This window comes from Lujinxingia vulgaris, from assembly GCF_007997015.1.
Classification (GTDB): domain Bacteria; phylum Myxococcota_A; class Bradymonadia; order Bradymonadales; family Bradymonadaceae; genus Lujinxingia; species Lujinxingia vulgaris.
Map to the genome: position 1 here is coordinate 180,971 of NZ_VOSM01000003.1, position 13,328 is coordinate 194,298.

Sequence of the window (13,328 nt, forward strand, 5' to 3'; positions counted from 1 at the left end):
CTTCGACCCCTGCGATAAGTCACCCGGATAATGTGCGGCCCTGTTGATGTTGAGGTGAGATGATGGCTGGAAAACGACATTTGCTGGCTCCCGGACCGACGCCGGTTCCGGAGGCTGCGCGTCTGGTGATGGCGCGCGAGTTGATCCATCACCGGGGGCCCGAGTTCAAAGTGATTTTTGAGGAGGTCCGAGCGCGGTTGCAGTGGATCTTTGAGACGGAGTCCGACGTTCTCAGCCTCACCTGCAGCGGCACCGGTGCGTTCGAAGCTGCCATGATCAACTTCACTCGCCGCGACTCTACCATCGTGTCGATCGGCGGCGGAAAGTTTGGTGAGCGCTGGGCCGAGGTTGCGCGGGCCTATGGGATGAAGGTGGTCGAGGTGCCTGTGACCTGGGGGGAGAGTGTGACCCCTGACGCGCTGGCTGCGGTGCTTGAATCGACACCGGAGGTCGCGATGGTGACCGTCTCGGCCAGCGAGACATCTACCGGGGCCTGGCACCCTATTGAGGCGCTTGCGCAGGTCGTGCGCGATCACTCCGAGGCGCTTTTTGCCGTCGACGGTATCACTGCGGTCGGCGTGCAGCCGATTCCGATGGATGCATGGGGTATCGACGTTCTGGTCAGCGGTTCGCAGAAGGCCTTTGGCGTGCCTCCGGGGCTGGCGTTTGTCGCGGCCAGCGAGCGGGCGTGGGAGCGCTACGCGCAGAGTGACCATCCGCGCTACTATTTTGACCTGGGCCGAGAGCGCGACGCGCAGCGACGCCAGCAGACGGCCTTTACGCCGGCGATCTCGGTGATTCTGGCGCTTAACGAGGCGCTCAAGTTGATGGAGGAGGAGGGGCGCGAGGCGCTCTATGCTCGCCATGAGCGTAACGCGCGTGCGGCGAGGGCCGGGGTTGAGGCGTTGGGGCTACAGCTCTTTGCGCGCAGCCCGGCCAACTCGGTGACTGCGGCGCTCGTGCCCGAGTCGGTCTCCGGTAAGGCAGTGGTGCGAGCCATGCGCGAGAGCTACGGAGTGACGATCGCCGGCGGGCAGGGTGATTACGCCGACCGACTGGTTCGTATCGGCCACATCGGCTTTTTCGACGGCAGTGATATGCTGATCGCGATGAGTGCCCTGGAGCGTGCGCTCGCTGACCAGGGGCTGGACATCCCGTTCGGGAGTGGTGTGGCGGCGGTACAGGGCGTGCTGGGCGCAGCTGGCCGCGTGGGCTGAGCCGAAGTATGCGGGCGCAAGGGCGTTGTCCACGGAGGGCCTGAACGACCTTTCGGGGGCGTCGGGCCCGAACCGCAGTACATGGAGAGAGCAGGCATGGCAAAGAAGCAGCAGGATGGCGATGATCGTTCGCGCGAGGTGCCACCGGACTCCGGGGAGACGGTGATGGAGGAGGAGCACCTCTATGAGAACTGGGATGAACTCTCGGCGGACGCCGAGGAGGTCTCCAGGCTCGGTAAGGCGCTGGAGGGCTTGCTTCCGGATATCGTAAAACGCGGTCTGGGCGGGTTGGTCAGCGAAGATGGCATTCGGTCGGTGGTGACCGATAAGCGTCTCCCGCGTGAAGCTGCGAGTTTTATCGCGACCCAGGTGGACGCTACGAAGCGCGAGGCGCTGCGGATCGTGTCGAAAGAGATCCGCCTTTTTCTGGAGAACGTCGACCTCGGCGGGGAGCTGACCAAGATCCTCACGAGCGTGAGCTTTGAGGTGCGCACCCAGGTTCGCTTTGTGCCGAACGACGCGGCGGTCAAGCCGAGCGTGCGCAATAAGGTGAGCGTAAAGCGCGAGCGCGGCGACGACGAGGTCGCGGAGAAGGAGGAGGAGGTCGCCGCATCGGGCGAGGAAGAGGAGCGCGCGCGGGCTCGCGGAGGGCGGCGATGGAGCCGGCTGCGGGGGCGAGGCGCCGAGGAGCGCGAGGATCGGGACGACGCCTCGGACTCCGAGGACGCGTGAACGCTATTCGGCGCGTCGTTCGATGACGACCTGAAGAAGAAGCACGTCTTCGGCAGGGCGATTTTCGGGATCTGCGGGCATATGTGAGATGGCGCGAATGGTCTCGAGATCGCTGCACCGACCAAACACGGTGTGGCGGTCGTCGAGGTGTGGTGCCGCTGTCTCAGTGATGAAGAACTGGCTCCCGCCGGTGTCTGGTCCGAGGTTCGCCATGCTCAAGGTGCCGGGGCGGTCGTGGCGAAGTTCCGGGTGAAACTCATCGGGGATGGCATAGCCCGGGCCGCCATAGCCGGTGCCCGTCGGGTCGCCGCCCTGGATCAAAAAGCCCGGGATCACGCGATGAAAGCGCTGTCCGTTGAAGAAGGGGATGCCGGTGACGGAGCGGTCGGTCTGAGGATCGACGTAGGCTTTGAGGCCACGCGCCAGGCCCACAAAGTTGGCGACGGTCAGCGGCGCGCGATCCTCGAAAAGTTCACAGCTGATGCTGCCCTGGGAGGTCTCGAGGATCGCCACTAGCTGGCCTGATGAGCTCAGGTCCCGGGTGTAGCGAAGCGCGTCGTCGGGCGTGGGAGGCGTGCGGGCGCTCTCAGGAGCGTCGGGCGGAAGCTCTGACGCGGGGCTGGACGCCTCGCTGTCGGGACCCGAAGTTGGCCCGGGGGAGGGCTGCACCGCCGGGCTCGCGCATGCGCAGACAAGCACACCCGAGAGTAGGCCGGCCAGAGCATGCGCGGAGTAGGGAAGTCGATGGATCATTGCAGCGGCGAACAGATGGCAGTGACGTAGTCGAGCATACGGCCGGCGCGGCCTTCAAGGCCCGTGACCACATGGCCGGGCGGGCACTTGAGCGAGAAATGCGTGCCACCGCGACCGCCAGCGCCGTCGAGGACCTGGCTGTTGGAGCCGATCTTATAACGTGCGCTGGCCTCATGGGCGTTGGGGTCGGCGATATGCTGGCCCAGGCGCTCCAGCGCAAGGTTGGAGAGGCGTTCGATCTCTTCGACCGTCAGCTCGCCCAACGCGTCGGCGCTCTCGGCGATGACGGCTCGCTCGGCCTCGATCGCGCGATCGGCGACTTCGGCACGGGTGATGCGGCTGTCAGCACCTGCTTCTTCGCCTGGTCGGCCAGGACGGGCGATCGTGATGCGGTCACGCAATAACTCGCCCTCACCGACCAGGACTACACCGAGCCACCGCTGCCCGTCGACCTCGCGCGCGCGCAGAGTCTCCTGGCTTCCCAGCGGCACCTGATAGCGCCCCTCGATCACCGAGACGTAGTGGCGCTCGGTCCACATCGGCTCGGCGGCCATGCCGTCGCGGTAGAGGTGAAACTCCAGGGGGAAGACGCCGCTGATCGGGGCACCGCTTTCATCTTGAAGCAGGCCGCGGTAGCGGATCTCGACGGCGTCGGGGAGCGCACGCCGAAGGCTTTCGTCTTCGGCGTGCGCCACACCGGTGGTCATGCCGGTTGCGAGCACCGACAGGACCAGGGCGTTACGAGTAAATCGGGTGAGGCGTTCAGATAGCATCGAGGGGGTTCGCTACAAGTTTGATGTTGATGGTGAGCTTCACCTTGGCGCTTCCACGCGGCGGGAAGGGCTGGCCTTCTTCGATGCGCGGCTGGCTGGAGGGGAGGGCGGCGAACTGCAGGCTCTTAAAGAGCTCGCTGGAAGCCTCCAGGTTCTCTTCAACAGCCGGAGCGCGACCGCTGGCGTCTTCGCCGGCGGTGGTCGCCGGAATGGTGGTCAGCAGCACGGTACCAGCATCTTCCGGGCTCGTCGCTTCGAGGGGACCGACGTAGATGTCGATGCTGGGCAGCTCGAAGTTAAGATCGTTTTCGGTGATCTCGTAGTCGATGCTGGTGATCTCCACCGAGCGCAGGCGCTCGCCAATCCCCTGGAGATCATCGTTGCCGGAGGCCTCGACGATGTCGACGGCGATATCGAACTCGATCGGGTCGAGTTCAACGGTCTCCGGCGCGGGCTGAGGCTCGGCGTCGCAGTCGATATCCGGGGGGCAGAGGGCGTCGGCGTTAACCTCGAAGTCGAAGGGAATGCCTTCTTCGTAGGTGATCGTGGCGATCTCCTCATCGAGGAAACCACAGGCCAGCGAGGAGGCGCCGAGGGCAGCGATGAGAAAAAGGGTGGGGCGAGTCATGGTAAGCCTCATTGGGAAGTCAGACGTTGAGCACAAAATGTAGCATGTTCATTCCTAGCAAGAAGCGAGCACCGATCACAACAGCGAGGTGCGCGAAGTGTTCCCGGGCGCATGAAATGGCGCTGATTTGGAGTCTGGGCGCCTGTGCGCTATACTGGGAGGTCGAAACGGGATGAACCCCGCGCAGTGAGGCGGGCGAGGAGCACCTGGATGCAACGTGATGAACAAGTGTCGGTAGATTCAAATGAGGCGACCACTCTGGACAGCGACGCGCTGTTGGAGTCGGGGCGTCAGAACGTGGTGCATTGCACCGGGGTCAGCGAGGGGGCGCTGCGCCGAGGGGAGGGTGCGATTCGGGAGAGTCTGGCCCGGCGAGGTTGGGAGTATGTGGTCTGCGACGCCCGTCAGGTCGAGCCGTGGCGAAGCGCGTTGCAGCAGGCGCTGGGAGCCTGGGCACATGCCTGCGGTGAGGCTTCCGAGCGTGCCGACGTGGAGTCTCAACTCGACACGCTCTCGTTGCTGATGCGCATGCAGCCTGGTGAAGGCCCGGCGGAGCGCCAGCGCATGGTGTGCGACGCAGTCGTCGGCGTCAGTGAAGCGTTGACGGCCTTGCGCCCCGGCGGTGCTGCTGGTGATGGCCCCGGAGCGTCTGACCGCGCTAGAGCGTGCGGGTCTGCGTGCGCTGATCTCCTACCATCTGCAACGACCGCTGGAGTTGCCGGGGTCTGCGGCGCGACAGGTTGTGGTGGCGCTCGTCGGAGACGTCGAGGCGCTGGGATCGGATCTGGACGTCGTCACTGTTGATATGAGCGGGGGCTCTCGGGAGCGCACACAGCGGTTTTTGCAGGACGATCGTGTGCTGGAGCGTGTGCTCTCCAGCACGGGTGGTTGCCCGGAGCGGCTGGAGGCGATGTTGGCCTCGCTGCCCGCGACGGCCGGCGAGCTTGCGACCCTGCGCGTGGCGCGGCTCTCGACGACGGCGCGCACGCTGCTGGAGGCGTTGGCGCTGGCGGGGCGCGAGCTCGAACTCAGTTTTCTCGATGGGATGGTTGAGCGTTCCATGTCCGAAGCATTGCGCGAACTGCGGGAGGGCGGGCTGGTGCAGCGCCGTGTCGACGCGGGCAGTGTGCAGCTGAGCGTGGCTTCCTCCGAGGTCAGCGCCGCGGCGGTGGCGTCGATGCCCGAAGCTCGCCGGATGCAGGTTCATGCGGCGCTTGCCCAACGCGCGCTGGCGTGCAGTTCGCACGGCGACTCCGGTTTTATCGCGCACCACGCGCTGCAGGCTGGCGAGCGCGAGCTGGGCGTGCGCTTCGGCCTGCCGGCGGCCCGCCAGATGATGCAGTGGGGCCGATGGGATGAAGCTCGTGCGCTCGTCCATCGCCTGCTTCTTGAGACGCTTGAGGATGAGACGCAGGCCGAAGTTCATGAGCTGGGGGCAGCGCTGGCCGAAGCTCGAGGGGACTGGCTTGAGGCGATCTCGCACTGCGGCAGACTCAGGCGTTACGCCCGTGAGCGAAACGACCGGGTTATTCTGGAGATGCGGATCGCGTCGTTGCTGGTGCGCCTCGGCCGTCCGGAGTTGGCGCGAGGGCGTTATCAGGTCGCCGAGCGTCACCTGCAGGCGATCTCGGAGCAGGGACAGGATGTTCGCGTTCTTGAGCTAAAACTTGAGCTTGGAAAGGGCGACGTCGCCTACCAGCTCGGTGAGCACGAGGACGCCGCAGCATGCGTCGCGACGGTCCTTCAGCGGAGTGAGGCGCTGGCGGCCGAGCACGTCGCTGAGGTTGTGGTCGGCGCGCATAGCCTGCATGGGAAGGTGCATCTCTTTCGCGGCGAACTGGACGGGGCCAGCCAGGCGTTTGCTCAAAGCGCGTCGCTCGCCGGTCAGCATAATCTGCCGGCGGAGGTCGCTCGTGCGGAAGCGAACCTCGGGGTGGTCGCGGTGCAAAAGCGTGACTACGACGAGGCCGAGCGTCGGCTGCGGCGCGCGTTGGAGCAATCCCAGGCCGGGCTGGCCAGCGTCTCGCGACTGAACTGCTGGCTCAACCTGGGGATCGTGCACCAGCGGCGCAGCGAGTACGGCGAGGCGCTCTTGTGTTTTGAGCGCTCGCTTCGCGCGGCGCAGGCCGAGCGCCATGAGGTGGCCTTTGAGGTGGCCTCCCACAACCTGGTGACGCTCCTTCAAGATCTGGGCGCATTTGCGCCGGCCTGGGAGTTGGTTGAGCGCCTGGAGCAACGTCCGGTAGTCTCGGGGCATTTTGCGGGCCGCTGGTCGGCGATGCTGCGAGGACAACTGCTGCTCGACCAGGGGCGCCTTGATGAGGCCGTCAGCGAGCTTGCACGCGCCGAAGAGGCGCTCTCGGCGGCCCCTCGCCTCTACGCGGTGGAGATGCGCCTGCGTCGCGCCGAAGCCTTGATGTTGCTGGGGCAGCGAGAGCGCGCGCGTCAGGTTCTCGATGACGTGCGCGTTGAGGGTGATGCGCAGAGTGAGGCGTTGTATCGCAAGGTCACGGCTCGTTTGATGGAAGGGCGTGAGCGCGCCGAAACGCTCAAGGATGTGGTGGGTGACCTGCGTGCCCTTGGGCTTTTTCGAGACGCGATTGATGCCAGCGTCGCGTGTGCCGAAGCCTGGGAGGAGGCCGGTGAGCGAGACCGGGCGATGCTCGTGGTCGAGCGGGCGCTGGCCGACCTGCGCGAGCGCGCGAGTCGGGTGCCCGAGGCGTATCGAGCGAGTTTTTATGCGGTGCCGGTGCATCGACAGCTCGTGGAGCTTTTTCAAACCTTTGACGGTCAACTTCCCGAAGATGTGGTCGTGCCGGCGCAGCAGGTCGTGGTCAGCGATGGCGAGGTTGCGCCCCAGGATGATCCGACCTTCCTCGCCTGGCGCGCGCGCTACTCCGAGATGATCGGGCGGGATGCGCGTTTGATGCAGGTCTTCCGTTCGATTGACAGGGTGGGGCCGGGGGAGACGACCGTTCTGCTCAGCGGGGAGTCGGGAACCGGTAAAGAGCTCGCGGCGGCGGCGATTCATCGCCAGAGCCCGCGCGCGTCTCAACCCTTTGTGAAGGTGAACTGCGCGGCGTTTGTGGAGGAGCTCTTGCTCAGCGAGCTCTTCGGTCATGAGAAAGGCGCGTTCACCGGAGCGATGCGCCAGAAGGAGGGCCTCTTTGAGGTCGCCGACGGCGGGACGCTTTTTCTCGATGAGATCGGTGATATCTCGGCGAAGACGCAGGTGGCGCTCTTGCGGGTTCTTCAGGAGGGCACGTTTGAGCGCGTGGGCGGCACCGAGACGCTCAGTGTCGATGTGCGCGTCGTCGCCGCGACCAACCGCGACCTGGAAGAGCTTGTGGAGCGGGGACTCTTCCGCCTTGATCTTTATTACCGGCTGAAAGGCTTTGTGATCGAGCTTCCGGCGTTGCGTGAGCGGCGCGAGGATATCCCGCTACTACTCGACCATTTCGCGACGAAGTTCAGCAAGGATGGTCGGGCGCCCGCGTTTGCTCCCGAGGTTGTGCAGTTTCTGGCGCGCTACCGCTGGCGGGGTAATATTCGCGAGTTGGAGAACTTCGTGCGAAGCGTGCTTCTCTTTGTGGAGGGCGAGCGCGTGGAGATGCGTCACCTCGATGAGTTTGGCGACTTTTTTGCGAGCGCCGAGGTCGATGAGACGCTGCCCGAGATTTCGATTGCGTCACGGCCAGCGGAGCCGGTCGGTGGTGTGCCGCAGGCCGGTGGGGAGGTGCTCAGCCCCGAGGCCTTTGTCGATCCGGAGGAGGCGCTGATTGAGCAGATCGTCGCCGACGGTCTCTCGTTGAGCCGCCTCAAGAAACGACTGGAACACGAGTGCATCAAGCGAGCGTTGGAGGAGACCGGGGGCAACATCACCCGGGCTGCAGAGATTCTTCAGCTGAAACGCCCGCGTTTGAGTCAGATCATTAATGCGTCGCCGGAGCTGACGGCGCTTAAAGAAGAGCTGGTAGGGTGAGGCTATGAAAAGACGACTTCTGGCAATGCTGATGTTGAGTGGCGTCATAGCCTGCGGAGAGGCGGCGCCTGACGCTCAAGGAGAACATTCGCCGGTTGATGCGCGAAGTCAGGCGGCGGTGGTGACCCCCGAGTTTCGGCTCAGCGGGATCGGGGAGCTCCCCGAAGAGCTGATCCTGGAGGAGGTTGGACTGACGATCACCGAGATTCGCCTGCAGCCGGTCATAGGCTCGGAGGTCGCGTACTCTACGACGCAACCCTTTGGTCTGAGTTTTGATCTTTCCGAAGGGGAGACTGCGATTCGGGGGCACGCGGTGGAGTTTCCTCAAACCGGCCGTTATCTGGTCAGCGTGCGACTGGAGCCGCTGAGTCCGGAGGAGCGCGATGTGCTCAACGAGGAGGAGGGCCTGGACCTCCCGGTGGGAAGCCTGGAGCTCAACGGCCTTGTGCGTTACGGCGATAGCGCGATGGGGAAGGTCGGCGGCGAAGACGAGGATGGCAACCCTCTGCCGCTTCCCTTTGAGCGCACGCGCGCCTGGACGATCGATGAGAGCTGGACGCCCTTTCATTACGAGAGTCAGCGGGCCATCTTTTTTGCGCTCTCCAATGTGGAGCTGAGCCCCGGAGAGCAGACCCTGGTGTTCAACTTTGACTTGAACCAGTGGGCTATCGGGGCGCTCGACCCGATCGTGAGCGCGGTGGAGACCATCGGCTCGCAGGGGCGTCCCGGTGAGGTGATCGACATCAGCCCGTCGTTGGATGAAGGGGCGCTGGGCACCGAGGCGATGGTGCGCGCTGCGTCGGTCTCGACGATGCCTTCCGCGTTGTAAAACGCCGCTTCGTAAGCGTAAAAAAACCATGAGCCCCGGAGGTTTTCTCCGGGGCTCATGGCGTTTCAGGAGGACGCTTTGAGGATGGCCTCAAGTACCTGGTCGGCAGCGGCGTAGGGGTTGGTCTGCCCGTCGACGAGGCGTGTGGCGAGCTCTTTGATGAGGTCGGTCTGCGCGGCGTGTTGAAGGCGTGCGTGAAGCTCGGTGCGCGCAATGAGGGCGATGAGGTGTTCGGCGCGCTCGCGTCGGCGCAGCTCCAGCGGCGCGGACTCCTCCAGCCACTCGCGGTGCTCGAAGATGGTCTCGACGAGAGTCTCCACGCCTTCGCCCTCGCTTGCCCGGGTGGGGCAGATCTGCGGGAACCAGCTCTCGGCGTCGCTGCGCGCCTGGCGGTGCAGGGCGAGCATAGCGCGGATCTCGCGCTGAAGTCGGGCGTGCCCGGCGACGTCGCTTTTGTTGAGGGCGAAGATGTCGGCGATCTCCATCAGGCCCGCCTTATCGGCCTGCACGTCGTCGCCGAGGCCGGGGACAAGGACCACCACGCTGGTGTCGGCCAGGCGCACGATATCGACCTCGTCCTGACCGACGCCGACGGTCTCGACGATGATCCAGTCGAAACCCATCGCGTCGAGCACCTGGACCATCGCCGGCGTGGAGCGGGAGATGCCCCCGAGGTTGCCGCGGGTGGCCACCGAGCGGATGAAGACGCCCGGGTCCATCGCGTGCTCTTGCATGCGCACGCGGTCGCCCAGGATGGCTCCTCCGGAGAAGGGGCTTGTGGGATCGATGGCCACGCAGCCTACGGTCTGGTCGAGGGCGCGAAGGCGGGCAATGAGGCGGTTGACCAGCGTCGATTTTCCCGAGCCCGGGTTGCCTGTGACGCCCAGGATGTAGGCGTTGCCGGTATGCGGGGAGAGGCGCGCCAGGACCTCGCGGGCGGCCGGGGCACCGTCGTCCACAAGGCGCATCAGGCGTGCGGCAGCGCGCGGCTCACGGTTGAGGATGCGCGTGGCGAGGTCGGCGGATGTCATCAGCGCAGCTCCCAGAGGTCGAGGGTGGAGAGCTGGACCGCGTCGCGGAAGTGGCGCTCCACGGGGTATTCGCGGGTGTAGCCGTAGCCGCCGTGGATTTGCAGAGCTTCGTCGGCGACCTTAAAGGCGCATTCTTTTGCCAGGCGCAGCGCCAGGCGGCTGTCGCGTGGCGAGGCGGTCAGGCAGGCGCGGTGGGTGAGCTGGCGGGCGGCTTCGACCTCGGTGGCCATCGTCGCGAGCTTAAACTGGATGGCCTGAAAGCCGTGGAGGGGGCGTTTGAACTGGTGGCGTTCATCGGCGTAGGCCAACCCCAGGCGAAGCGCGCCGGCGGCGATACCGACGCCGACAGCTGCGAGCAGGGCGCCGGTGCGGATGTAGGCCTCGCGGTCGAGGGCGGGGTCCTCCACGAGAAGATCGTTTTCGCCCGATGTGCTCAGGGGCGCTTGCGATAAGGCTCGCAGGCCGGTCGAGGGGGAGCGGCTCTCCCCCCCCAGCTCCGAGAGAACCCAGCGGGCGCTCCCACCATCGAGCTCATGGCTGACCTGGTGGGTGGCGCCGGCCGGCGCCATGTTGATCGTTTCGGGCACGCCTCCGGCGCTCGTCGCCTGCCAACCTGCGCCGGCCAGCGAGCTTCCGGCGGCGATGGCGTCACGCAACGGGTGCTGGCCTGCGGCCAGCGCCGGGACCACCACCGCGTTGGTCAGCGCCACGGCGCAGGCCACCGACGCGTCGCGCGCGGCGAGCTCCTCGATGGCCAGCGCGCCGGTGAGCAGATCGAAGCCTGCGCCGCCCTGGGCCTCGGGCACCGCCAGGCTCCACAATCCGAGGTCGGCCAGCGTTGTGGGCCAGGCGCTCTGCGGGGAGTGGTCTCGGAGCGCGGCGTCGGAGCTGAGGCTCTCGTCGGCGAAGCGGCGCACCGTCTGGCGCAGGATCTGCTGATCTTCGGTGATCTGGAAGTTCATAACGACTCGACTGCAGAGGAGGCCGGGGCGGCTCAGGCGTTTTTGCGCTCACATTCCTGGCGCACAAACGCGATGACTTCGGTGGTAGGCGTGCCCGGGGTGAAGATCGCGCGCACGCCGGCGGCTTTGAGCTCGGCGATGTCCGGCTCGGGGATGATGCCGCCGCCGAAGACGAAGATGTCGCCGGCGCCTTGCTCGTTGAGCAGGCGCACGACCTCGGGCATCAGCGTGTTATGCGCGCCGGAGAGGATGGAGAGCCCCACGCAGTCGACGTCTTCCTGGATGGCGGTGCGCACGAGCATCTCCGGGGTCTGATGAAGACCACTGTAGATGACCTCGAAGCCCGCATCGCGCAGCGCGCGGGCGATGACTTTGGCGCCGCGATCGTGGCCGTCGAGGCCGGGCTTGCCGATGAGCACGCGGTAGGTTGTGGGATGAGGAGCGTTGGCGTCGGACATAAGACAACACCTTTAAGGGGTAAAGCGGGGCGCTCAGGCCGCGCCGTTTCGGATCAAATCACGGGCGATGACAACGCGCTGGATCTCGCTGGTTCCCTCGTAGATGCGGGTGACGCGCGCGTCGCGTACGAGTTTGGCCAGCGGGTGGTCGTAGGCGGCGGCCGCCGGACCGACCAGCGCCAGGCACTGACGCGCGACCTCGTTGGCGACCTCCGAGGCCATGAGCTTGGCCATGCTGGCCTCGCGCGAGAAGTTGCTCGATCCGCTCTCTTTGAGCCAGGCCGCGCGCAGGGTGAGCTGTCGGGCAGCTTCCACGCGGGCGTGCATCATCTCGAAGGCGTCGGCGCTTTGCGGGTGCTTGCCCACGCCGGCTTCTGTGGCGAGCTCCAGCGCGGCGTCGGCGATGCCGATGGACTGGCTGGCGATGCCGATACGGCCACCATCAAGCGCCATCATCGCGATGCGAAAGCCTTTGCCGAGCTCACCGAGCACCGCATCGGCTGGGATGAGTACGTCGTCAAAGGCAAGGGAGACGGTGTTGGAGGCGTGCTGGCCCATCTTCTCTTCGGGCGGCCCCACCGAGATGCCTTCGAGCGTCGGGTCGACGATGAAGAGGGAGATGCCCGGATCTTCGCCATCGACGCTGGTCTGGGCCCAGACGAGGAAGACGCCGGCGTAGGCGCCGGAGGTGATCCAGGCCTTGGTGCCGTTGATGCGCCACCCCTCGGAGGTGCGGGTGGCGCGGGTGAGCATGCCGGCGGCATCCGAGCCGCTGCCGGGCTCACTGAGGCAAAACGACCCGCTGGAGAACTCACCGGAGGTCATCTTCGGCACCAGCTCCTGCTTCTGCGCGTCGGTACCGAAGTAGGCCAGAACCTCACCGACCATATTGTTAACTGCCATGGTGACGGCGACGGCCGGGTCGGCTTTGGCCACGGCCTGCACGGCCAGGCTGTAGGCGACGACGCCGGCCTCAAGCCCGCCCAGCTCAGCGGCGATGTTGACGCCCATCAGCCCGGCGTCGGCCAGGCGGCGAAGATCGTCGAGCGGGAACTCGGCGCTGGCGTCGCGGAGGAGGGCGCGCGGGGCGATGTGTTCGCCGCAGAGCTCGCGGGCGCGGGCCTGCACGTCACGTTGGGTCGGGGTAAGTTGCAGGTTCATGCAGATTCCGGCGCGTTAGCGCCCCTCGTAGGTGGGGGTGCGCTTTTCGAGAAATGCCGCCATGCCTTCGGCGCGGTCGTGGGTGTTCCACAGTCCGGAGAAGGCTTCGACTTCTTTCTGGTTGGCCTGGTCGATCGGAAGATCGCGGCCCTGAACCATCGCTTGTTTGGCGGCACGAATGGCCAGCGGGCCGCGTGAGGCGATGGTGCGCGCAATCTCAATGATCGCGTCGAGGAAGCCCTCCAGCGGGAGCACATCAAGCGCGAGGCCGTAGGCCAGGGCGTCGTCGGCCGAGATGGTGCGGCCGGTGAAGAGGAGCTCTTTGGCGCGCTGCCAGCCGATGCGGCGGCCCAGGCGCTGGGTGCCGCCAAAGCCCGGGATGATGCCCAGGCCGACTTCGGGAAGTCCGAGCCTGGCCTTCTCGCTGACATAGATGAGGTCGGCGGTCAGCGCGAGCTCCAGCCCGCCGCCGAGCGCAAACCCGTTGACGGCCGCAATCACCGGCACCGGCAGGTTGCTCAGCTCGCTCATCGCGCGGTGGCCCAGGCTGGAGAACTCGTAGGAGGCCTCTTCGCTCATGTCGGACATCGCGGCGATGTCGGCGCCGGCGACAAAGGCGCGGCCCTCACCGGTGAGGACGAGCGCGCGCAACGAGGCGTCGTCTTTGAGCGAGAGCGCCGCCTCATGAAGGTCGCTGAGCACCTGCGCGTTGAGCGCGTTGAGCTTGTCGGGTCGGTTGACGGTCAGGAGGGCGATGCCCCCTTCAAGCCGCTCGAGTTTCAGAGTTTCAAACGTCGTCATC

Annotated in this window: 12 protein-coding genes; 4 read left to right on the top strand and 8 right to left on the bottom strand. The window is 65.9% G+C overall.

Going from position 1 to position 13,328, the window contains the following annotated elements:
* The first annotated feature begins 62 nt into the window (after window positions 1-62).
* Both FRC98_RS07765 and FRC98_RS07770 read left to right on the top strand, forming a co-directional pair.
* Window positions 63-1,217 carry a pyridoxal-phosphate-dependent aminotransferase family protein gene (locus tag FRC98_RS07765; RefSeq protein WP_230467406.1) on the top strand — a complete coding sequence of 385 codons (1,155 nt, stop codon included), beginning with the start codon at window positions 63-65 and terminating at the stop codon, window positions 1,215-1,217.
* Window positions 1,218-1,313: 96 nt separating this feature from the next.
* A complete protein-coding gene (locus FRC98_RS07770) occupies window positions 1,314-1,949 on the top strand; it encodes a hypothetical protein (RefSeq protein WP_146980735.1) in 636 nt (211 codons plus the stop codon).
* A 3-nt stretch (window positions 1,950-1,952) separates the two neighbouring features.
* Here FRC98_RS07770 and FRC98_RS07775 read toward each other — a convergent pair whose 3' ends face one another.
* The 3 genes from FRC98_RS07775 to FRC98_RS07785 are packed head-to-tail and all read right to left on the bottom strand — an operon-like array spanning window position 1,953 to window position 4,103.
* Window positions 1,953-2,702, bottom strand: coding sequence for a peptidylprolyl isomerase (locus FRC98_RS07775; protein WP_146980736.1), 750 nt, complete (start codon window positions 2,700-2,702; stop codon window positions 1,953-1,955).
* A complete protein-coding gene (locus FRC98_RS07780; RefSeq protein ID WP_146980737.1) occupies window positions 2,699-3,475 on the bottom strand; it encodes a DUF8740 domain-containing protein in 777 nt (258 codons plus the stop codon). The genes FRC98_RS07775 and FRC98_RS07780 overlap by 4 nt, the downstream gene beginning before the upstream one ends.
* Window positions 3,465-4,103, bottom strand: coding sequence for a hypothetical protein (locus tag FRC98_RS07785; RefSeq protein ID WP_146980738.1), 639 nt, complete (start codon window positions 4,101-4,103; stop codon window positions 3,465-3,467). The genes FRC98_RS07780 and FRC98_RS07785 overlap by 11 nt, the downstream gene beginning before the upstream one ends.
* Window positions 4,104-4,725: 622 nt before the next feature.
* Here FRC98_RS07785 and FRC98_RS07790 point away from each other — a divergent pair.
* Window positions 4,726-8,085, top strand: coding sequence for a sigma 54-interacting transcriptional regulator (locus FRC98_RS07790; protein ID WP_146980739.1), 3,360 nt, complete (start codon window positions 4,726-4,728; stop codon window positions 8,083-8,085).
* 4 nt (window positions 8,086-8,089) lie between these two features.
* Entirely contained in the window at window positions 8,090-8,914 is an 825-nt protein-coding gene (locus tag FRC98_RS07795; RefSeq protein WP_146980740.1) for a hypothetical protein, read from the top strand.
* Between the two features lie 65 nt (window positions 8,915-8,979).
* Here the strand turns inward: FRC98_RS07795 and meaB are convergent, their stop codons facing one another.
* The 5 genes from meaB to FRC98_RS07820 are packed head-to-tail and all read right to left on the bottom strand — an operon-like array spanning window position 8,980 to window position 13,327.
* Complete coding sequence (meaB, locus tag FRC98_RS07800) at window positions 8,980-9,945, bottom strand: methylmalonyl Co-A mutase-associated GTPase MeaB (protein ID WP_146980741.1); 966 nt, start codon at window positions 9,943-9,945, stop codon at window positions 8,980-8,982.
* Window positions 9,945-10,907 carry an acyl-CoA dehydrogenase family protein gene (locus FRC98_RS07805; RefSeq protein WP_146980742.1) on the bottom strand — a complete coding sequence of 321 codons (963 nt, stop codon included), beginning with the start codon at window positions 10,905-10,907 and terminating at the stop codon, window positions 9,945-9,947. Before FRC98_RS07805 ends, meaB begins: the two co-directional genes overlap by 1 nt.
* A 32-nt stretch (window positions 10,908-10,939) precedes the next feature.
* Window positions 10,940-11,365, bottom strand: a complete 426-nt coding sequence (locus FRC98_RS07810; RefSeq protein ID WP_146980743.1) for a cobalamin B12-binding domain-containing protein — start codon at window positions 11,363-11,365, stop codon at window positions 10,940-10,942.
* A 33-nt stretch (window positions 11,366-11,398) separates the two neighbouring features.
* Entirely contained in the window at window positions 11,399-12,526 is a 1,128-nt protein-coding gene (locus FRC98_RS07815) for an acyl-CoA dehydrogenase family protein (RefSeq protein ID WP_146980744.1), read from the bottom strand.
* 15 nt (window positions 12,527-12,541) lie between these two features.
* On the bottom strand, window positions 12,542-13,327 hold the full coding sequence (locus tag FRC98_RS07820; protein ID WP_146980745.1) for an enoyl-CoA hydratase/isomerase family protein: 786 nt from the start codon (window positions 13,325-13,327) through the stop codon (window positions 12,542-12,544).
* Window position 13,328 lies beyond the last annotated feature (1 nt).

What these genes read in the sequence shown, in the direction of transcription:
- FRC98_RS07765 (WP_230467406.1), top strand. Translation starts at nt 63, where the DNA reads ATGGCTGGAAAACGACATTTGCTGGCTCCCGGACCGACGCCGGTTCCG.
- FRC98_RS07770 (WP_146980735.1), top strand. Translation starts at nt 1,314, where the DNA reads ATGGCAAAGAAGCAGCAGGATGGCGATGATCGTTCGCGCGAGGTGCCA.
- FRC98_RS07775 (WP_146980736.1), bottom strand. Translation starts at nt 2,702, where the DNA reads ATGATCCATCGACTTCCCTACTCCGCGCATGCTCTGGCCGGCCTACTC.
- FRC98_RS07780 (WP_146980737.1), bottom strand. Translation starts at nt 3,475, where the DNA reads ATGCTATCTGAACGCCTCACCCGATTTACTCGTAACGCCCTGGTCCTG.
- FRC98_RS07785 (WP_146980738.1), bottom strand. Translation starts at nt 4,103, where the DNA reads ATGACTCGCCCCACCCTTTTTCTCATCGCTGCCCTCGGCGCCTCCTCG.
- FRC98_RS07795 (WP_146980740.1), top strand. Translation starts at nt 8,090, where the DNA reads ATGAAAAGACGACTTCTGGCAATGCTGATGTTGAGTGGCGTCATAGCC.
- meaB (WP_146980741.1), bottom strand. Translation starts at nt 9,945, where the DNA reads ATGACATCCGCCGACCTCGCCACGCGCATCCTCAACCGTGAGCCGCGC.
- FRC98_RS07805 (WP_146980742.1), bottom strand. Translation starts at nt 10,907, where the DNA reads ATGAACTTCCAGATCACCGAAGATCAGCAGATCCTGCGCCAGACGGTG.
- FRC98_RS07810 (WP_146980743.1), bottom strand. Translation starts at nt 11,365, where the DNA reads ATGTCCGACGCCAACGCTCCTCATCCCACAACCTACCGCGTGCTCATC.
- FRC98_RS07815 (WP_146980744.1), bottom strand. Translation starts at nt 12,526, where the DNA reads ATGAACCTGCAACTTACCCCGACCCAACGTGACGTGCAGGCCCGCGCC.
- FRC98_RS07820 (WP_146980745.1), bottom strand. Translation starts at nt 13,327, where the DNA reads ATGACGACGTTTGAAACTCTGAAACTCGAGCGGCTTGAAGGGGGCATC.